General features: G+C 54.1%; 20 protein-coding genes. 5 read left to right on the top strand and 15 right to left on the bottom strand.

Features of this window, described 5'->3' with window-relative positions; all coding sequences use genetic code 11:
- Nucleotides 1–16: 16 nt before the first annotated feature.
- From A3841_RS07605 to A3841_RS07630, 6 genes are all read right to left on the bottom strand, one after another.
- Nucleotides 17–562, bottom strand: coding sequence for an REP-associated tyrosine transposase (locus A3841_RS07605; RefSeq protein WP_073851695.1), 546 nt, complete (start codon nt 560–562; stop codon nt 17–19).
- A gap of 124 nt (nt 563–686) precedes the next feature.
- Nucleotides 687–1,757, bottom strand: coding sequence for a hypothetical protein (locus A3841_RS07610; protein ID WP_073851696.1), 1,071 nt, complete (start codon nt 1,755–1,757; stop codon nt 687–689).
- A 79-nt stretch (nt 1,758–1,836) separates the two neighbouring features.
- A complete protein-coding gene (locus A3841_RS07615; protein ID WP_073851697.1) occupies nt 1,837–2,463 on the bottom strand; it encodes a hypothetical protein in 627 nt (208 codons plus the stop codon).
- Between the two features lie 122 nt (nt 2,464–2,585).
- Nucleotides 2,586–4,343 carry an ABC transporter ATP-binding protein gene (locus A3841_RS07620; RefSeq protein ID WP_073851698.1) on the bottom strand — a complete coding sequence of 586 codons (1,758 nt, stop codon included), beginning with the start codon at nt 4,341–4,343 and terminating at the stop codon, nt 2,586–2,588.
- Between the two features lie 174 nt (nt 4,344–4,517).
- Nucleotides 4,518–4,964, bottom strand: a complete 447-nt coding sequence (locus A3841_RS07625) for a PepSY-like domain-containing protein (RefSeq protein ID WP_073851894.1) — start codon at nt 4,962–4,964, stop codon at nt 4,518–4,520.
- A gap of 105 nt (nt 4,965–5,069) precedes the next feature.
- Nucleotides 5,070–6,473 carry a mechanosensitive ion channel family protein gene (locus A3841_RS07630; RefSeq protein ID WP_083610254.1) on the bottom strand — a complete coding sequence of 468 codons (1,404 nt, stop codon included), beginning with the start codon at nt 6,471–6,473 and terminating at the stop codon, nt 5,070–5,072.
- Nucleotides 6,474–6,692: 219 nt separating this feature from the next.
- Between A3841_RS07630 and A3841_RS07635 the strand changes: the two genes are divergently transcribed.
- From A3841_RS07635 to A3841_RS07650, 4 genes are all read left to right on the top strand, one after another.
- Complete coding sequence (locus tag A3841_RS07635; RefSeq protein ID WP_235861322.1) at nt 6,693–7,217, top strand: DUF2911 domain-containing protein; 525 nt, start codon at nt 6,693–6,695, stop codon at nt 7,215–7,217.
- A 777-nt stretch (nt 7,218–7,994) separates the two neighbouring features.
- Entirely contained in the window at nt 7,995–8,966 is a 972-nt protein-coding gene (locus A3841_RS07640) for a DUF2157 domain-containing protein (RefSeq protein WP_073851700.1), read from the top strand.
- Nucleotides 8,959–10,035 (top strand): DUF4401 domain-containing protein, encoded by a 1,077-nt coding sequence (locus A3841_RS07645; protein WP_073851701.1) that lies wholly within the window; start codon nt 8,959–8,961, stop codon nt 10,033–10,035. Before A3841_RS07640 ends, A3841_RS07645 begins: the two co-directional genes overlap by 8 nt.
- Entirely contained in the window at nt 10,025–10,522 is a 498-nt protein-coding gene (locus A3841_RS07650; RefSeq protein WP_073851896.1) for a GDYXXLXY domain-containing protein, read from the top strand. Before A3841_RS07645 ends, A3841_RS07650 begins: the two co-directional genes overlap by 11 nt.
- 237 nt (nt 10,523–10,759) lie before the next feature.
- On the opposite strand, the gene A3841_RS07655 is transcribed toward A3841_RS07650, so the two are convergent.
- Complete coding sequence (locus A3841_RS07655) at nt 10,760–11,686, bottom strand: glutamate--tRNA ligase family protein (protein WP_073851702.1); 927 nt, start codon at nt 11,684–11,686, stop codon at nt 10,760–10,762.
- 50 nt (nt 11,687–11,736) lie between these two features.
- Nucleotides 11,737–12,063: a hypothetical protein gene (locus A3841_RS07660; protein WP_073851703.1), complete on the bottom strand. Its 327-nt coding sequence runs from the start codon at nt 12,061–12,063 to the stop codon at nt 11,737–11,739.
- 210 nt (nt 12,064–12,273) lie between these two features.
- On the opposite strand from A3841_RS07660, the gene A3841_RS07665 reads away from it, so the two are divergent.
- Nucleotides 12,274–13,239, top strand: a complete 966-nt coding sequence (locus A3841_RS07665; protein WP_073851704.1) for a sterol desaturase family protein — start codon at nt 12,274–12,276, stop codon at nt 13,237–13,239.
- A gap of 111 nt (nt 13,240–13,350) precedes the next feature.
- Here the strand turns inward: A3841_RS07665 and A3841_RS07670 are convergent, their stop codons facing one another.
- The 7 genes from A3841_RS07670 to A3841_RS07700 form a co-directional block, all read right to left on the bottom strand.
- The gene (locus A3841_RS07670) at nt 13,351–13,992 is read right to left on the bottom strand and encodes a hypothetical protein (protein ID WP_073851705.1); all 642 of its coding nucleotides are present in this window, start codon (nt 13,990–13,992) and stop codon (nt 13,351–13,353) included.
- Between the two features lie 71 nt (nt 13,993–14,063).
- The gene (locus tag A3841_RS07675; RefSeq protein ID WP_073851706.1) at nt 14,064–14,531 is read right to left on the bottom strand and encodes a membrane lipoprotein lipid attachment site-containing protein; all 468 of its coding nucleotides are present in this window, start codon (nt 14,529–14,531) and stop codon (nt 14,064–14,066) included.
- A gap of 60 nt (nt 14,532–14,591) precedes the next feature.
- A complete protein-coding gene (locus A3841_RS07680; protein ID WP_073851707.1) occupies nt 14,592–15,038 on the bottom strand; it encodes a GNAT family N-acetyltransferase in 447 nt (148 codons plus the stop codon).
- Between the two features lie 14 nt (nt 15,039–15,052).
- Complete coding sequence (locus tag A3841_RS07685; RefSeq protein WP_073851708.1) at nt 15,053–15,274, bottom strand: hypothetical protein; 222 nt, start codon at nt 15,272–15,274, stop codon at nt 15,053–15,055.
- A gap of 69 nt (nt 15,275–15,343) precedes the next feature.
- On the bottom strand, nt 15,344–15,787 hold the full coding sequence (locus tag A3841_RS07690; RefSeq protein WP_235861323.1) for a nuclear transport factor 2 family protein: 444 nt from the start codon (nt 15,785–15,787) through the stop codon (nt 15,344–15,346).
- Nucleotides 15,788–15,894: 107 nt separating this feature from the next.
- Complete coding sequence (locus A3841_RS07695) at nt 15,895–16,311, bottom strand: hypothetical protein (protein ID WP_073851710.1); 417 nt, start codon at nt 16,309–16,311, stop codon at nt 15,895–15,897.
- 58 nt (nt 16,312–16,369) lie between these two features.
- Nucleotides 16,370–17,713: an IS110 family RNA-guided transposase gene (locus A3841_RS07700; protein ID WP_073851711.1), complete on the bottom strand. Its 1,344-nt coding sequence runs from the start codon at nt 17,711–17,713 to the stop codon at nt 16,370–16,372.
- Nucleotides 17,714–17,920 lie beyond the last annotated feature (207 nt).

Here is a 17,920-nt window from a genome sequence, read left to right on the forward strand (position 1 = left end):
ATTTGTAATCCGACCTTTACTCCAGCAATATAACATCCAGCAGCCCGGGTTGGCCAGCATAATTCAGCGCAGAGCTATACAGGTAATGTTCTGGCTCGGCTACAATTTCAGCTACTACAGGGTTTTGATGGATGTACTGCAGCTTCTGTTCTATAAACCCGTTTATGTGTAGCTCTTTGGCCTCGTTGCCGTCCTGCCAGAATTTGAAGTTCTTGGTTTTTAAATCATTGGCTGCGGCGTATGCAAAACGGTTGAGCAGCCAGTCTTTACGGCTTTCGTTTTCTTCCTGTATAGCTTTTAGGACAGCTTTGCTGGAGAACTTTTTAAAATCACGAAGTATGTCCGAAAGGTTGTACCCGTCTTGTGCTCCGGCAATTAAGTGAAGGTGATTGCTCATCAGGCACCAAGCATATAGCTCCAGTCCTTTGTGTTGCTGGCAATATCTCAGAGAATCTATAAGGATGTGCCGGTATGTCGGACGGGTAAATACATCCACCCAATCTACTACAGTTAGTGTGAGGAAGTATAAATAACCTGAATGTATTCTGTTCTTCAGTCCCATGCACGCTTGTACGGCTGTTCGCGGCGGATTATAAATCCTTATAGTAGAAAACTTTCGGATTGCAAATCCGAAAGAGCGGCTGTAGAACAATCCGTAGACGTATTTTATCAGAAAGTATAAATATCTACTTCAACAGCACCCTAATCATCTGCGGATCATCTCGCAAAGTGCGAAGGTTTTGTTTTAGCTGCTCCAACTCCTGGTTCAGGTCTTCTTTGGCCGATTTGAATTTCTGGTCCATTTGTTTGGGGCTGCCACCGAAGCGGGTGTAAAAGCCGGCGTTCGGGCCAGTTACGAAATCATGGAGCTCTGTTTTTAGCTCGTCTAACTGGTCGGTCAGAATTTGCACATAGTACTCAAGTTGTTCATCCCCCAGCTTGTCCAGTGGCTGGCCTTGTTCCTGCATAAACTCCATCTGCAGGCGCAGCAGCTCGAAAAAGTCGTCGTGGTGGTAGGCCTGGGTGACACGCTTCATGGCTTCTTCCTTCCAGGCGCGTTTGGTCTCGTCCCGTTCTTTGTCGGGGTGCAGTTGCTTGGCCAGCTCGGTGTACACGCGGCGACTGGCTTTGCTGATGTTGCTGAGCTCGGCCTTCGCCTGGGCTTCCTTGGCTAGTTGTGCCTTGGTTTTGCGGCTTTTCTGGCGGTTCTGTTTTTCGCGCTCCCGGCGCTCCATCTCTTTGTCTAACTCAGCCTGTATGCGCTCATAATCGTCCAGGTCCTCCAACTCATCTTCTGCCTCGGGCTCTTCTTCTACCATACTTTCATCCAGGTCTTCCTCGCCTTCATCAGTATGAGCCGTTTTCTCCCGGTAGGTAAACTCAGCGTACCTGTCGTGCAGCTCCACCATATCCCGGCGTTCATAGTTGGCAATTAAATCGAAGGTGATGTTCTCGATCAGGGCGGCCAGTTTTTCCTTCTCCCGGTAACTGAAGAGCGGGAGCGCGTAAGCCTCGTCCAGCAGGTAGGCCAGTTCCACGCGTTTTTCCAGCTGCTGCTCTATAATGGGCCGCAGCTCCTTTTCGATGCGCTTTTGGGCCAGGTTCATACTTTTATGCCTGGCAGCCAACTCCTTTTTCAGTTGTTCGATCTGCTCCGTTTTCCGGTTAAACTCCTGCTGCAGCTTGCTCAGTTTTCGTTTATCCGGAGAAGTAATCTGGGGCGTAAGTTGGCGGACAGGTTTATTAGTTTGGGGCATAAGGGTACGCGCAAAAGTAAATTAGGGGTAGAAGCAAAGCGCTGAAGCTGGCAATTTACCAAATTCAGCGCCATACTTTTTACTCCTGCGCATCGAAAGGTATAAAACGGCCGTTTTGCAGCACATAGAGCGTGGTGCGGTTGTCTTCCAGCACCGAGATACCGTCTGTTTTCAGGTTGGTGAGCTGCTGCCGGCGCGGGTTGCGCACCAGCGAGTCCTGCGGGGCCAGTTTTAGCTGAAAGGTGCTGTAGCGGTTGCCGTTCAGTTGCTCGGCAGGGTAAGCGGCCACCTTCACTTCCTGTGGCTTTCGGGTATAGTCGAGGAAGGCCAGGATGTGGATGGAGTCGTTTTGCAGCACCTGCACGGCGTAATCCGGGGTGCTGTTGCCGTTCAGGTTGCCGCGCAGGTAGAGCGGGTTGCCGACCTGCGCCGTTTTATTGGCCATGGCCTGGTCGGTGAGCGTGGCGACCTCGGTTTTAGGCTGCCTTTGCTGCAGCAGCCTGGTAAGCGTGTCGGGGAGCGGGTGCAGAATGGTGCCCTCCTCGGCTACCTGCGCTATGCTGTCGATGGTGGCTTTGGTGTCGGTATCCACCTGCGCTTCTATCAGCTCCTCGCTGGCGGCGCGGTTATAGTTGCCGTCGGCGGAGTCGGAGCCGCAGGAGGCCAGGGCTACAAGTATGGCAGGTGCTATAACGTATAGTTTCATGTGTATCGGGTTAGCGTTTATCCGTTTTAAAGTATGATTCCATACCATGCCGCCGACAGGAAGGTTGCAAAGTATAAACTGTTGGCGTCTGGGCGCTTTCGGAACTATGGGCACCGGGGTAGCTACCGGATCAGCTCCGCTTTGCGCTCCCCGATCTGCTGGCGCCACATGGCGTAGTATAAACCCTTTTGCTCTACCAACTCCGCATGGTTGCCCTGCTCCACAATCTTGCCGCGCTCCAGCACATAAATCGTGTCGGCGTGCATGATGGTGGAGAGGCGGTGGGCGATGAGGATGGTGATCTGCTCGCGCAGCGCCGATATTTCCCGTACGGTGGCCGTGATCTCTTCTTCGGTGAGGGAGTCGAGGGCGGAGGTGGCTTCGTCGAAGATGAGCAGGCGCGGGTTGCGGATCAGGGCGCGGGCAATGGAAAGGCGCTGCTTCTCGCCACCACTCATCTTCAGGCCGCCTTCGCCGATCTGGGAATGGATGCCTTTCTCGGAGCGGGACAGCAGGGTGGTGGCCGATGCTTTTCGCATCGCGGTCAGCACTTCCTCGTCGGTGGCATCGGGCTTCACGTATTGCAGGTTCTCTTTGATGGTGCCCGAAAACAGGTTGGTTTCCTGCGTCACAAAGCCCAGCTGCCGGCGCGCCTCGTTCAGCCAGATCTCTTTTACAGGCGTGCCGTTGTAGTAGATCTCCCCGCTGTCGGGCAAGTATAACCCCACCAGCAGCTTTACCAGCGTAGACTTTCCAGAGCCCGACGGACCCACGAAGGCGATCGTGTCGCCGGTATTGGCCTCGAACGAAATGCCGTCCACGGAGTTCTGCGGGGCGCCCTTGTGCCGGAACACCACGTCCTCGAAGCGCAGCTGCTGCAGCGGCCCCACATCGATGGCCGACTCTGGTCGTGTCTCCACAGGCTTGTTCATCAGCTCGGCGAAGTTATGCAGGGATGCCTCGGCTTCGCGGTAGGTAAGTATGATCGTGCCCATATCCTGCAAGGGCCCGAAGATGCTGACCGAGATAAACTGCATCGAGATAAGCTCGCCCGTGGTGAGCACATCCCTGAAAATGAGCCAGAGCAGCGTGAAAAGTATGGATTGCCTGAGCAGGTTGAGCGCCGTTCCCTGCAGGAAAGACAGCGTGCGCACCCGCTTTACTTTGGCCATCTCCAGTTCAAAAATCCGCTCGGTGTGCGCACGCAGCCGCCGTATTTCGGGGTAGGTCAGGCCCAGGCTCTTTACCAGCTCAATGTTGCGCAGCGACTCCGTGATCACGCCCGACATCTTGTTGGTGGCCCGGTTGATGGAGCGCTGCATGGTCTTGATCTTGGCGCTAAGTATACTTGTCAGGCCGCCCAGCACCACCATCCCGATTAAAAATATCGGCACCAGCGCCCAGTGTTTGGTTACCGCATACCACACCAGAAAACCCACGCCCACCAAAGACGAAAACAGGATGTTGATAAACGAGTTGATGAAGCGCTCGGTGTCGCGGCGCACCCGCTGCAGGATGGAGAGTGTCTCGCCGCTGTTCTGGTCGGCATACTCCTGGTAGGAGAGGCGCAGCGTTTGCCTGAGGCCGTCATTAAAGATCTGCACCCCGAATTTCTGCACTACCAGGTTAGTGAAATACTCCTGAAACGCTTTGGCCAGACGCGAGAGCAAGGCCACCACCACGGCCAACAGCATCAGCCACAAGGCGCCTTTTACCCGTTCTTCGCTGGTCATGGTAAAGGGCGGCGTGGCGTATTTGTCGATGATCTTCCCGAAGATGATGGGATCGACGAGGGCCAGTACCTGGCTGATGCCGGCAAGGAGGAGCGAAAGTATAACCAGCCCGCGGTGGGGCTGCAGGTAGTTCCAGAGAACGCGCATGCGGGCGGGGCTTTGTAGTACGGCTTATACGTACGAACGCTGTGGGGAGTAGATGCACGCAGCCGCCGGCCTGGGGAAGTATAAACAGAGCGGGCGGGAAAGGGTGTAAAGTATAAAAGCGCCTGAAACCACAGGCTCCAGGCGCTTTTATACTTTACTGTTTATACTTGTACGTTAGTCCCAGTAAGCGGGATCGGTCACTTCTTTGCCATCGGCCGTGAAAACAACTTTTTTGTCCTGGCCTTTCTGGTCCAGCTCCACCTGGTAATAAGTGGTTCCGTCTTTCTCCAGTTGCTCCACATCGTCGAGGCGCATGCCCTTATAGCTCTGGTCTATGGCGGCTTTCACAGACTGGGGCAGGTCTTTTTCCATCACGTCGTGCTTGGACATCAGGATCTTGCCCGATGGGTCTATCAGCACGTTGTGGTCTATCCTGTCCACATCGAACTCCGCTTCGTAATTTGCGCCGTCCATCTCCCATTCCAGGTCGGTGGCATTGGCGTGCTGCTGCGTTAAGGCGGCTGCTACTGCCTGTGGTACATCTTTCGTGGCGACATCCTGTGCCTGAGCGGCTATAACCGAAGCTCCAACAAAGGCAAATCCAATTAATATCTTCTTCATGATTCTTAGCTTTAAGTGATACATTATGTTCTGAAGTATAAACTTACGATACGAATCTGAAGAGAATCTGTGCTATATAATTGATTTTTAGATATATGCAAAATTCTATACTTTGTCGTTGCCCTGAAAACCGGTTGGAGCCGGCATGCCGTTGGGGTCGATGAACTGCAGCTGCTGGCGCGGGTATACCGGGATGATCTTGTCGCGGTATTCGGGCCTGGCCGTTTCCCGGGCAAGGCGCAGCGATAGCTCGCTTTTCCATTTGCGGCGCTCGCGGGCACCCACCAGGTACCTTATGATGATGTTGGTCCAGGACTCCTCCATGGAGACAAACACCTGCGGCTTTTCGGCGATGTCGTAGTCCAGCCCGGCGCGCTCAAGCAAGGCTGTATAGTCTCTGGCAGGCGCCACCATGTAATCGCCCAGTAGCTCCTCGGCCACTCTCCCGATCACCTCTATCGAGAGTGGAAGGTCCGACTCGTTGGCCACGCCAACGGCCAGCTCATCCCACACATAAGGAAAGTCGCGGGTCAGGTTGATGACGGTGCCGGTGAGGATCTCGTTGTTGGGAAACGTGACCAGACGGCCGGTGGGCTGCTCGGCCTGCACAAAGCCGGGCTGGTAAGGTGCGCCAATCTCCCACACGGTGGTGGTCAGGAAATCGATCTGGTACACATCCCCGAACACATCGCCCACGCGCACCCTGTCGCCCACGCGGTAGTAGCCCTGGAAGGAGTTGAGCAGCCAGCCCGTAAAGCTCTCGATCGGCGTCTGCAAGGCCCACGACAGCGCCAGGCCGATCAGGCCAAGCGAGCCCAGCAGCGCCCGGATATCGCCGGCCACCACGCTGATGGCTATCCCGATGGCCAGCAGCCACACGGCAATCGAGAGCAGCGAGATGATGGCGTTGGAGCGCTCCCAGCGGCCCAGCACTTTGTGGAGCAGCAGCCGCAGCAACCGCACCGCGCCCCAGGCCAGCAGCAGCATGCCAAGGGCTATCAGCATCTTGGGCAGGTTGTAGGAAAAGCTATCCCAGAGGTCCTGCAGTGCACTTATCGCCTCGCCTGCCGCCTGCTTGCCCGACAACGCGGTGGCCGTGTCTTCTGCCGCCGCGGCCTGCGCCACGGAGTCGTTGGTCAGCAGGTCCTCCACGGCTACCTCCTCTATAATGGCGACCGTGTCTACGGTTTCCGGCTGGCTGCCTTGCGCCAGCCCCGCCTCGCCGGGTGCGAACAGCAGCATGATGAAGCCCGTGATCGCTACGGCCAGGATAGACGCCTGCCGGAAGTTCTTCAGCCTGTTTCTGGCTCCCTTCACTGCCGAGCCGCGCGTGGCCCTTCTCCGGTTCCTGGCTTTACGCCGGAGCCTGCCGGTAACCCTGTTGCTGCGTCCTGTGCCGTAAGACGACACGGCTTCTGCCGTGTAGCGGGCGCTGCCGTAGCTGGCTTTGCGCGGTGGTCTGCGGGCGGAGCCTCTGGTGTTTCTGCTGTTGTAGGATGCTGCTGGCATGGGCGTTCGTGTTTCTTGCTCTCGGAGCCTCGTTCTAAACCTTAACCTCCCTATACGGAAGAAAAGGGCAGGGTACACCTCACCAGTACGTATGAAACGCCTACGCGCCGTTTTGCCATATCCGGCCAGCCTTTATACTTCGTGTTGGTAATCAACGGGATAATCCATACCTGCGGCGGATTTTTACGTATCCATCCTTTGAACTAAAACTATACTACCATGAACAAATCAAATCTTACGGGGATGTGCATGCTGCTGCTGGGTATGCTGCTCTCTTTTAGCGTGTATGCGCAGGATGCCAAGCCCAAGGCCAGCCCGGCAGCCACGGCCACCGGCAAAATAGGCGATGCCACGGTGACGGTAAACTACAGCAGCCCATCGGTAAAGGACCGCAACATCTGGGGCGGCCTGGTGCCTTACGGGCAAGTATGGCGCTCCGGTGCCAACGAGGCTACCACCGTCACCTTCGACAAGGATGTGATGGTGGAAGGCCAGAAATTGGCAGCCGGCACTTACAGCTTTTATACTTTGCCCAGCGAAGAGGACTGGACGGTGATCTTCAACAAAAAGGCCAAGCAGTGGGGCACGCAGTACGATGAGAAAGAGGATGCTCTGCGCGTAAAGGTTACCCCGCGCAAATCAGGCCAGATGAACGAGCGCCTGAAGTATGACGTGACGGAGGATGGCTTGTTGCTGAGTTGGGAGAATATGGAGGTGCCGGTAAAGATTACGGCTAGTAAGTAAGGTACGTCTAAACGATAAGAAACGGGGCAGTTGCATTCTAGCGGCTGCCCTTTTTTTATGCTTTTAAACTGGCCTTTGTCTGTAGCCGGAGGTTGGTTATACTTTATACTTAAGTTATTTCTACGGTTCCAGATAGGGATGTTTACTTTCGTACTTGCGGATTCATACTTTATACTTACCTGGCGCAAGATACTTACCTGGCGCAAGTTGAAAGTCCCGGAGCATTTCGGGGTGTCCGTTTGTGTCTTTCATAGCCACTGCTTCCCGCAACTAGAATCAAGCTATACTTGTTAGCGACCTTTCATCCTGTAGACTTACAAACCTACAGTTTCATCTCCTGCTTTGGTGCTCTCCAGCCCGAGAGGGCTCGTCTTCGGGCATCGCGCTGGGAGCTTTTCCTTTGCTCCTGCGTCGCAATGCCCTCCGGGCACCGGAAAAACTCGCATAGGCGCTCAACCCAAAGACTGGGTATCAGTTCGATAGCACCGGCTGATGGAGTAGGAGCCAAAGTCCCCCTTTGAAGGGGGTAGGGGGATGTTCCTCCAACTCCTCATGCTATAAAACTTATACTTCAGCATCAGTAAAAGCAGGCTCCCCTCCTTGGACAAGGAGGGGTAGGGGTGGTTGGACCCGGCACAACAGAAATCCTGTTCATCCCATAAATCCCCATCCAGACGAAAGACACTTACCCCGCAAAATCTCCATTATCAAAGTATAAACCCGTATTGTTTCCAAGCTGCCGTTTCTGTACTTTTCTCTTTGCTAAGCCTAAGGCCTATGAGACAAAGCATTACCCGGGAGCTGATCTACAGCATTGCCCGGCACAGCAACTGGCAGGCAGCCGGTATCGAGAACAAACTGCGGAGCGAGGGGCTTTACGCCACCCCGCGCAACTGGGCTACCTTTATCCGGCTGTTCCTGCTGGGCGCGGGTGCCAGTTTTACGCTGGCGGGCGTCGTCTTCTTTTTCGCCTACAACTGGGCCGACATGCACAAGTTCGTGAAGCTGGGACTGCTGCAGTTCCTGCTGTTGGCTACCACTTTTGCCGCGCTGGTGCCCAGGTTCAGCAGAACGATCCGGAACGTGCTGCTCACGGCCAGTGCCGTGCTGGTGGGTGTGCTGTTTGCCGTGTATGGGCAGATTTATCAGACCGGCGCCAACGCCTTCGACTTTTTCTGGGGCTGGACCTACTGCGTGGTGCTGTGGGTGCTGGTGGCCAACTTTCAGCCCTTGTGGTTTATCTTTCTGGCGCTGCTCAACACCACGTTTATACTTTACACGCAGCAGGTAGCCACGTACTGGAGCTTTGCGCTGGTGCTGGATGCGCTGTTTATACTTAATGCCATGGCCGTGGTGGTGTGGGAGGTACTGGCGGCAAAAGGAAAGGTAAACGTGCAGCACCGATGGTTCCCGAGAATTGTGGGGATGGCGGCCATCACCTTTATCACAGTAAGCATGATCTCGCTCCTTTTTAACAGTTTTAAGGATTTCAATGAAGACTACGGACTGGCGCTCCTGCTGGGCTTCGGCATGTATGGTGCAGCCATCTGGTACGGCATGCGGATGCGCGAGCTGTTCTACCTCACGGCTGTCCCCTTCAGCGGCATCGGTTTTTTCACCGCGCTCATCATCAGAGTCGGGGAGAGCCTGCCGGAACTGATGCTCATGCTGGCCACGGTGTTCGTGATTGGCAGCATCACTTTACTGGTACAATACCTCGGAAACCTTTACCGGCAGTGGCATGGATAAAAACGATAACACACAGCTTGATACGCTGCTGGAAGAGATAGCGCAGGAGCAGCCCGGCTTCACCTACGACCGGGACAGCATTGCAGCAGAGAACACCGCCACGGCCTCACTGCTAAAGCGTGTGCCCATGAAAGTGCTCGCCATTCTGGGTGGTTTGCTGGGCATGGGTACCTTTATCGGGTTTTTGCTGGCGGCTGGGCTGTATAATTCCAGTGTAGGGATGCTCTTCCTTGGCCTCTGCGGGTTGGTGGGGGCAGAATGGCTGATCCGAACGAACAAAGAAGCCGCGGTGGATTCAGTCGGTGTTTCGCTCTACATTACGGGGTACGCGCTGCTGGCTGTTGGCATCGGGCAGCTTACGGATAGTATCACGGGGGCGGCGCTGGCACTGGCTTGCGCGTCGGCCGTAGCTATTGGGGTTTCAGTGAGTGCGATCGGGGTGTTTCTGGCGGTGCTGGTGCTGAACGGGAGCCTGCTGAGCCTGATCTTCAGCCACGAAGTATACCCGCTTGCGCACGGGTTAATCGCCCTGCTTGCCCTTATTCTTACTTACCTGAGCCTGAACGAGGCCAGGCTGATCGCCGCTTCCCGCCGCTTTGCCCTGGTGCTCGGCCCGGTCAGGATGGGTGTGATCTTCTCGCTGGTGATCACGCTGGCGCTGTTTGTGCACCAGAAGTTTTTCTCCACCACCATCACCTATTTCTGGGTATCCAGCCTGATTCTGATTGCTTGCCTGCTGCTGCTCGTGTACCGTGTGCTGCGCGATGTGGCCGTATTCAGCCCGAAGACGAAGCTGGTGGTTTATACTTGCGCGGTGCTTTTGCTGGCGCCGTTCATACTTACGCCTTCGGTGCCGGGGGCGCTGCTTATACTGCTGGCCAGCTTTTACATCGGCCACAAACCAGGTTTTTGGGTGGGCTTGCTGGCGCTCGTCTACTTCATCATCCTCTACTACTACGACCTGAACATGACACTGCTCTCCAAATCCGGGGTGCTGGTGGCGAGCGGGCTGCTGTTCCTGGGTGGCTTTATACTTCTCAACAATTACCTCAAACGCCATGCTGACTAAACGGACGATCATCATACTTGTAAACCTGGTGCTGCTGCTGGTGATGTTTAATTTCTCTGTAGCGGAGAAGGAGGAGGTGCTGGAAAGCGGCGAGCTGGTGCTGCTGAAACTAGCCCCCGTAGACCCGCGCTCGCTCATGCAGGGCGACTTCATGCGCCTGAGCTACGCCATCAGCCAAACAGAGGAGTTGGAGAAGCTGCCTGCCAGAGGCTATGCCGTGGTAAAACTCGATGCGCAGCAGGTGGCGCACCTGGTCCGTTACCAGCAGGATGACACCCCGCTGCACCCGCAGGAGCACCTGCTCAAGTATACCAAAGGCGACTGGAGCATCAACCTGGGCGCTGAGTCATACTTTTTTGAGGAGGGCCAGGCCAAGGTGTTTGAGGCAGCAGAGTACGGCGGGCTGAAGGTGGATGAGAAAGGCAACAGCATCCTTATCGGATTGTATGATGCGCAGCGGCAGTTGATACTACCGGAGCGGAAGTAATATCCAACCACCCCTAACCCCTCCTTGTCTAAGGCGGGGAATTATACTCACACTAGCCCTTCATAAAAGTGGTGAGGATGTCCGGCTACGTTAAATTAAACTGTCATTCTGAAAGGATCTTGGTTGAATAACCATCAGCAGCAGCTACAAGACTCACATTTAGCCGTACGAAAAGCAGTGTTCCCCTCCTTAGACAAGGAGGGGTTAGGGGTGGTTGAACCCGGCACTGCGAAACCGCTACTCTGCCTGCAATTCCCTCCTGCTCATCTTCCGCAATTCCTCCAGCCTGAACCTCTCTAAAAAACCCTGCGCATCTGTTATACTTTCCTCCTGCCAACCCAGCATACGGGCGATGGTTTGCCAGAAGGCTTGGCTGCTGAGGCCGCTTCGGCGCATTTCTGAGATTGAGAGCGCGTCGTGGGACTTGGAGAGCTTGCCGCCAGCAGGGTCTGAGACAAGCGGGTGATGCACGAAATGTATACTTGTAAACGCCTCTGCCCTGAGCAACTGCGCCAGGTACAGCTGCGCCGCTGTGGAGGTAAGCAAATCCTTGCCCCGCACAATGGTGTTAATGCCCATGTCCAGGTCGTTGGCCAGCGAGGCGATCTGGTAGGCGGGGATGCCCTCCTTGCGCTGCACCACAAAGTCCGGCATCTCCTCGGCCAGGTTTACCGTGCTGGTCTGCAGCAACTGGTCGTTAAAGGTAACCTCAGTGCCCTCGGGGATGCGGAGACGCCAGGCAATATCGGGTTGCTGCAGGGGCAGTAACTCGTGGCGGCAGCTGTGCAGGTGGCAGGCGCTGCTGGGTATACTTGAAAGCTGCTTGCGCGAGCAGGGGCAGGCGTAAACCACTCCCTTCTCTATCAGTTGCTGCAGCAACGTATGGTAGCGCGGCAGGCGCAGGTGCTGCGAGTAGTTTTTCAGGAAATCCTCCGCATCCCTTGGGCCTTCGTCATAGTCCAGGCCCATAAAGTGCAGCGTCTCGAAGATGTCGTGCAGGTACTCGGGCCGGAAGCGGGCGTTGTCCAGATCATCGATGCGAAGTATAACCGTGCCGTTTTGCTGCCGCGCCAGCGCCCACGTAATGGCAAACGAGAGCGCGTTGCCCAGGTGCAGGTAGCCGCTGGGGGTAGGGGCGATGCGGGTTTTCAGCGTTTGGGGCATGGGTTATACTTTAAAGTTGCTAAGGCCGGGAGTTTATACTTTTACAATGGTTATTCTTCCTGTTTCTGAATGATCCACTTGTCTTTAACACGCGCTCTGTAGGCAAAGTATCCTGCAGGCATATCGGCTAACGCAAGTATAGAATCGTCCAGCTTTATGATTTCACCGAGGCCTACCACCCTGGCAACGCTTTCAAAATCCTCCAACTCATCATCACTAAAGAACTGCCAGGCGCCATCATCAGCATCATGCGATACGTGCGTAATCGGCTTCTTTTCTTCCAGTACAAAGGAGGTGGTGAAAACGGCCGAATGGAGCGGCTCTTCAAACCTTTTTGCTGGCTGAGCTTTCTTTTTACCAAATCCGAACAAGGCCATGGCTAATGTTAAGGAGTGAATTTTATGAATTAATTTGACGCCCGAAAAGACATCTTAACTCACTGTACCTTCGGCTCCTACTTTCGCGTATATAGGGTTTACCTAATCCGCTTAAATAGGACCTAGGCTTAAAATTACGTAATTTAGAAAATTCCACAGCGCCCGATTTTCCTGGGTGCGCCATTTTTTACTTGACCCCGTCTTTAGTTTATGGAAATCCTGTTCGATCAGATGCCCAACCCTTTTACGTACTTTGTGCCCTTGTTTTTCCTGTTGATCGTGGCCGAGGCTTATATCAGCTACCGCGAAGACAAGGAGCTTTACAGCCTGAAGGACTCACTGGCCAGCACGTGGGTGGGGCTGGGGGCCGCCGCCCTCAACACGCTCACCAAAGCGTACCAGATCGGGCTGTTCTTCCTGTTCTACCAGCTCTTTGAGCCGATGCGCGTTGAGTTCCTGGGCTACGAGAACCTGGGCTGGGCCTGGTGGGTGTGGGTGCTCTGCCTCATCGGCGACGACTTTAACTTTTACTGGCATCACCGCTTCTGCCACACGATAAGAATTTTCTGGGCGGCGCACCTGGTGCACCACTCTTCCGAGAAATTTAACCTGGGCACGGCCTTCCGCAACGGCTGGACCATCTTCCTCTACAAGCCCATTTACTGGATCTGGATGCCCATACTTGGCTTCAACCCGGTGATGATCGCCCTGTGCATGTCGTTCAACTCGATTTACCAGTTCTTCCTGCACTCCACGCTGGTGCCCAGAATTCCGGTGTTCGGGCAGATCTTTAACACGCCCTGGGTACACCAGGTGCACCACGCCCGCAACATCGAGTACCTCGACCGCAACCACGGCGGCATCCTCATCATTTGGGACAGGCTATTTGGCACGTACATGGATAAGGACAAGCACCTGAAGACGGAGTTCGGGGTGCTGCACCCGCCCACCAAGCACGACCCCCTCACGCTCAACTTCCATGAGTTTAACGACATCTGGAAAGATGTGCGCAGCGTGAAATCATGGAAGGCGAAGTTTATGTACGTGTTCGGCCCTCCGGGCTGGAGCCACGACGGCAGCCGCAAAACCTCTAAAATGCTGCAGCAGGAGTGGCTACAGCAGCAGAAAGCTACGCCTACGCAGAAAGAAGAACAAGCCGAGTTAGTGGCTCAGTAGCAGAGTTAAACCAATACAGAGCCGCCCCCGAAGTATAAGTTCATACTTCGGGGGCGGTTTTTTATGCGAGACTCATACTTTGCCCAGCCGCTTTATACTTTATAGCAATGCTTAGTAGCCGGCCAGTATGAATTTGTCTTTGCGCAGCTTCCGGAAAATAGAGCGGGCCAGGTGGTTGTTCAGCGTGTCGAAGCCAGCGGAGATACCCGACACTGTGGAGTTAGCGTACCACACCGGCTGCAGCGAGTCCAGGTCGATGAGGTAAGTATGGTAGGCGGCGTTGGGCTCTGTGTCGGCGGTGGTGGCGCTTGTGTACTCGTAGTGCACGGTGGTGTAGCTGTTGGTGGTGTGCCAGTAGGCGCTTTGCTTCACCAGCAGGATGCCGTCTACGCCGGTGGCGCGCACTTGCTGCAGGAACTCGCTGTAGCTGATATCCGTGTTCATCGCAAACACATCCGACGACTTTACCAGCCTGGTCTGCGCGCTGGGTTGCTCGATGTTGCGGGCCAGCGTTTTTTCGAGCTGCCTGCGGTGCCGGTGGTTTTCCAGGTTGTTGAACTTGCCCCGGATGTGCTGCTCGTAGGTGAGCGAGTCCAGCTGGCTGATCTCGGCGGTGGTGTTCACCACCAGCGACAGCATGCCGATGTAATGCTTCTGCGGCTTTTCGACCTTGGCCGTGGTGGTGTAGGTAGTGGCGCAGCCGGAGAGCAGCAGGAGGCAGAGCGCCAGCAGGGGTAGTGCTGTTTTCGTCATGATTAGCAGGGGGTTAGGGTTTTCGGAAGTATACCCTAAAGTATAGCGAAAAGTTTATAGATGCAAGCCCGCTACTCCTTCCTGGCCGTAAACCCCACTGGAATCAGCAGGTCGCCCTCGTCGTACATGTTCAGGTACAGGCTCAGGGTATCGGTGCCGCCCTCCCAGTATACTTTGTACAGGTCCAGCATGCCGGCGTTGCCGAACAGGCCGTTCGGGGTGTCGAAGGCGCAGCAACTGCCCTCGCGGTAATAGCCCACGGCCTCGCCGTTGGGGCCCAGCAGGGCGTTCAGGAAGCGCCTTTCGTTCAGGGGGCCGCTCTGCTCGCGCGCGCCGCCCACTTTTATCGCATTCTGCTGTTCATAGCCATAGGTTTTATCATCAGTCTGCGCCGTTAGCCTGTAGGTTCTGTCGTCGAGGTGCGCCACAGCGGCGGTTCTGGTGTCGCCGATGGCCTGGTTGCTGCCGGTGGCCTGTTTTTGGGTGGCGCAGGCGGTGAGCACAGCCATGGCGCTTAGGGCAAGTATAAGTTTCTTCATGTGGGGGTAGGTTATGGTTTAAGGTGATGTTTTTATACTTTATACTTTATACTTTATACTTTATACTTTGGCCAGCGGCATGCGCAGCTGGTACAGGTCGAAGCCTTTGGCCCAGAAGTCTTTCTCTGTTTTTTCGAGTGCAAAGCCCGTTTTCTCATAAAACCTGTACACCAGTTGGGTGGTCCGGACGATGACTGCGTTTATACTTGGTTTGTTTCTGATAACCTGGAGCCGGTGCTGCAGGAGCCGCCTGCCGATGCCCTTGCCCTGGAAGTTGGGGTGGATCACATCCCAGGAAATTCGCGCCAGGCCATCTTCGGGGAAGTAGTTGATGCCGCCCGCGCCGACTAACCTGTTGCCTTCTTCCACAACAAAGTAATCCTCCACGTGCTTTTCCAGGTACCCGGCAAAGTCGCGCTCTTCTTCCGCCGCGAAGTAGGTGGGGGTGTTGAGGCGCAGCAAGTATAAAAGCTGCTGTTTGTCTGCGGGGGTATAGGGCCGGATCATAGAAAGTATAAATGCTACTGCGCGTTTAGCAGCCTGATGGGTTTCTGGATCTCATCCAGTAGCGGGAGGAATTCTGCCGGCACGTCCCTTCTTTTCTCATCAAAGATCCAGAACTTCTTCTCCCCGTTCCGGGCGAATTCGATGTAATAGCCGCTCCAGTTAGTATCTGTTGTGCCAATAAAGCCACTTTTTGTCTCCAGCAGTGCCTGCGGGAGGCTGTTTGCAATGGGGCGCACCTGTTCATACTTCCCGTCGCTCAGCCTTTGGAAACCGGCGGTGTAGAACTGGTTAAAGGAAGGGTATTTCTATTCTTCAAAGTTGTCGTAGTAGGTGAAGTCTTGAATAATTTTACCATCTTCGATTGTGAAGATGGTGCAGATTGGAAGTTCAAATTCAGACCCATCTGGTGCTGTTCCGCTCGATACGAATTCCACGATGACGTGCTTTTCTCCTGAAGGGTATATCTGAATGACTTTGTCTTTTAAATCAGGAAAGGCTTCATTTAACTCACTGTACTTCTGGATAGTCTGCTTGCGTGTCTGTGTCACAATTCCCTGACCGAGCGATGGGTCTTTGAACGCTGCTGTTTCAGTGTACATTCCTGCCATCTTCTCCCACTCGTGGTTGTTGAAATGCTCAAAGTACTGATTTACTAAATTCACATTTTCCGTGTCCATTGTTGGTTTGTTTTGGTTGTTACAGGAAATCATTGCTATGAAGATGGCTAAAAATAGAAGGTTTCTTTTCACTGATCATTCAGCTTAGACTATTATATGGAAATTTTATTGTTCTCCGCTATTCCAGCTGGCACACAACGTGCTGGGCTAAAGCACGTCTTGGTGTGCTTTAGGTTTTGTTAGGTGTTTTGCTTCTTCCACTTTTGAGAATATAACATAGTAACAATTGCTGATGCCAGTCCACAAGCAGAAATAATAAGATAGTAGTTGCTGTCGACCGCTATTATATTTTTGGGCGTCTTATATTCAATTAAGTCAAAAAACACTATTCTTCGTTCATAGATAGCAAAAGCTACTTCATTTATAAGAACAAGTATAAAAACCAACCAAAGAGGTTTATTTACCAATTCTTTAAATGTATTGACTGCCATAGTTCCTAACGCTAAAGAAATCAAGTTAGGAATAATCACTCCTATAGAACCCCATATAAAATATTCCCCCTGCCAGTCGTATAGATTGCTGATGATTAACAACAGTAAAGAGTTAACAATAATGAATATCAAAATTGGTTTTATTCTTAATGCTGTCAATACCATGTTCTTTCCTTTATTTGGTTTTAAGTGATCGGCATTACACCTAACTTCTATATAACTGCTAAGCAGCTTCTTTTTTGAGTTCATGAAGCCTTCGCTCCAGGTACATAATCTTTACTTGCTTATACTTCTCCTGGTATGCCGCTAACTCCACGGGGCTGAACTCCTGCCGGCAAGATACCATTTTGTAGTAAATGGTGGCAATCTTGTTAGCCGTGGCCACGGTGGCATACTTGTTACCGCCCTTTGCTTTCATCCGCCTGAAGTAGTCACCGAGCCAGTTGTCGCTGCGCTGCACGGCATTGGCAGCATTCCGAAAGGCCTGACTGGCCGGGTTGGGCTTCTTTTTCATTAGGGTACTGCTGATCAGCTTTCCACCTGATATTTTGTTGTTGGGGCACAGGTTAAGCCAGCTGACAAAGTGCTTGGCCGTCGGCCACTTGCCCATGTCCGTGCCCGTCTCGGAGAGGATCTCCAGGCCGGCTATGTCGCTAATGCCGTAGATGGCCATCACGTCTACTCCCAGCACTTTTTTCAGGTAGGAGCAGGTGTTGAACGAGGGCTTGTTCCTGTTGGCCTTCTTGGTGGAGATGAACTCAGACGCAGGCATTGGCGCAGGGCAACTCTCCTTGTGGTAGTGTTCGAGCTGCCGTTCGATGGCCGCGTCGCAGGCGGCGATGCGCTGGGTCAGGTACTGATAGCTCATGTAACAGTCCTCCAGCAGATAGAGCTGCTCTTCTCGCCAGTTCCCCTCAAGGGACTTGAGGATGGTGGCCCTGTCTGCCTTCACTTTGAAGTGGACGCAGGCAAGGAAGCTCTCCGCTGTTCGCTCCCCCCGCAGGATGGTCTCAATAATGGCAATGCCCGACTTGCCGGTAATGTCACGCAGGAGCGTGTGCAGCTTGACGTTCATCAGCTCGAGGGCCTTCTGCATCCGGAACACGCACCGGCTCCTGTCCTGGGTGAGCGTTTTGCGGTGGCGCACCAGCGTGCGCAGGGCTTCCTGCTCGTCATCAGGCAAATAGCTGCTCCGAAGCAGTCCGCAGCTGTGCAGCTTCTGGATCCAGCGCGCATCATCCTCGTCGTTCTTCCTGCCACATACGTTCTTGACCTGTTTGGCATTGACCAGGTACACCTCCAGCCCCTGCTGTGTGAGCAGGTTGAACAAGGGTTTCCAGTACACGCCCGTGCTCTCCATGGCCACCGTGGCCACTCCGCATTTGAGCAGCCAGGCGGCGATAGCTTCCAAATCGCAAGTCATCGTCCCAAAGCACCTGACTGATTCCAGGTCCCTGCCTTCTGGCACGGCTACGGCATGAATGGTGTCTCCCACGTCGATACCTGCCGCATTGGGATTGACCAGTGGCAGGCTGACTACGCTCTTTTTGGTGAAGGTCTTTTTCATAGGCTTTCGTGTTTTGGGGTAAATACAAAAGCCCTTGCCTGCCGCCCAGCCAGCTTACTCTTCTATGCGGGCTCCATCGCCCAGTTTGAAACCTAACGGGGCAGCAGAACCACACTACCGGTAGAGTTCACCCACTCAATGTTAGGAAAGGTCTTGCTGCAAAAGCTCCTGTAACTGGTTTTACTCTTTCCCCAACTTTTAGGCTTA

This window comes from Pontibacter flavimaris (assembly GCF_001907195.1).
GTDB classification, from domain to species: domain Bacteria; phylum Bacteroidota; class Bacteroidia; order Cytophagales; family Hymenobacteraceae; genus Pontibacter; species Pontibacter flavimaris.

Coding starts and splice junctions, on each gene's coding strand:
- A3841_RS07605 (WP_073851695.1), bottom strand. CDS start 562: ATGGGACTGAAGAACAGAATACATTCAGGTTATTTATACTTCCTCACA.
- A3841_RS07610 (WP_073851696.1), bottom strand. CDS start 1,757: ATGCCCCAAACTAATAAACCTGTCCGCCAACTTACGCCCCAGATTACT.
- A3841_RS07615 (WP_073851697.1), bottom strand. CDS start 2,463: ATGAAACTATACGTTATAGCACCTGCCATACTTGTAGCCCTGGCCTCC.
- A3841_RS07620 (WP_073851698.1), bottom strand. CDS start 4,343: ATGCGCGTTCTCTGGAACTACCTGCAGCCCCACCGCGGGCTGGTTATA.
- A3841_RS07625 (WP_073851894.1), bottom strand. CDS start 4,964: ATGAAGAAGATATTAATTGGATTTGCCTTTGTTGGAGCTTCGGTTATA.
- A3841_RS07630 (WP_083610254.1), bottom strand. CDS start 6,473: ATGCCAGCAGCATCCTACAACAGCAGAAACACCAGAGGCTCCGCCCGC.
- A3841_RS07635 (WP_235861322.1), top strand. CDS start 6,693: ATGAACAAATCAAATCTTACGGGGATGTGCATGCTGCTGCTGGGTATG.
- A3841_RS07640 (WP_073851700.1), top strand. CDS start 7,995: ATGAGACAAAGCATTACCCGGGAGCTGATCTACAGCATTGCCCGGCAC.
- A3841_RS07645 (WP_073851701.1), top strand. CDS start 8,959: ATGGATAAAAACGATAACACACAGCTTGATACGCTGCTGGAAGAGATA.
- A3841_RS07650 (WP_073851896.1), top strand. CDS start 10,025: ATGCTGACTAAACGGACGATCATCATACTTGTAAACCTGGTGCTGCTG.
- A3841_RS07655 (WP_073851702.1), bottom strand. CDS start 11,686: ATGCCCCAAACGCTGAAAACCCGCATCGCCCCTACCCCCAGCGGCTAC.
- A3841_RS07660 (WP_073851703.1), bottom strand. CDS start 12,063: ATGGCCTTGTTCGGATTTGGTAAAAAGAAAGCTCAGCCAGCAAAAAGG.
- A3841_RS07665 (WP_073851704.1), top strand. CDS start 12,274: ATGGAAATCCTGTTCGATCAGATGCCCAACCCTTTTACGTACTTTGTG.
- A3841_RS07670 (WP_073851705.1), bottom strand. CDS start 13,992: ATGACGAAAACAGCACTACCCCTGCTGGCGCTCTGCCTCCTGCTGCTC.
- A3841_RS07675 (WP_073851706.1), bottom strand. CDS start 14,531: ATGAAGAAACTTATACTTGCCCTAAGCGCCATGGCTGTGCTCACCGCC.
- A3841_RS07680 (WP_073851707.1), bottom strand. CDS start 15,038: ATGATCCGGCCCTATACCCCCGCAGACAAACAGCAGCTTTTATACTTG.
- A3841_RS07695 (WP_073851710.1), bottom strand. CDS start 16,311: ATGGTATTGACAGCATTAAGAATAAAACCAATTTTGATATTCATTATT.
- A3841_RS07700 (WP_073851711.1), bottom strand. CDS start 17,713: ATGAAAAAGACCTTCACCAAAAAGAGCGTAGTCAGCCTGCCACTGGTC.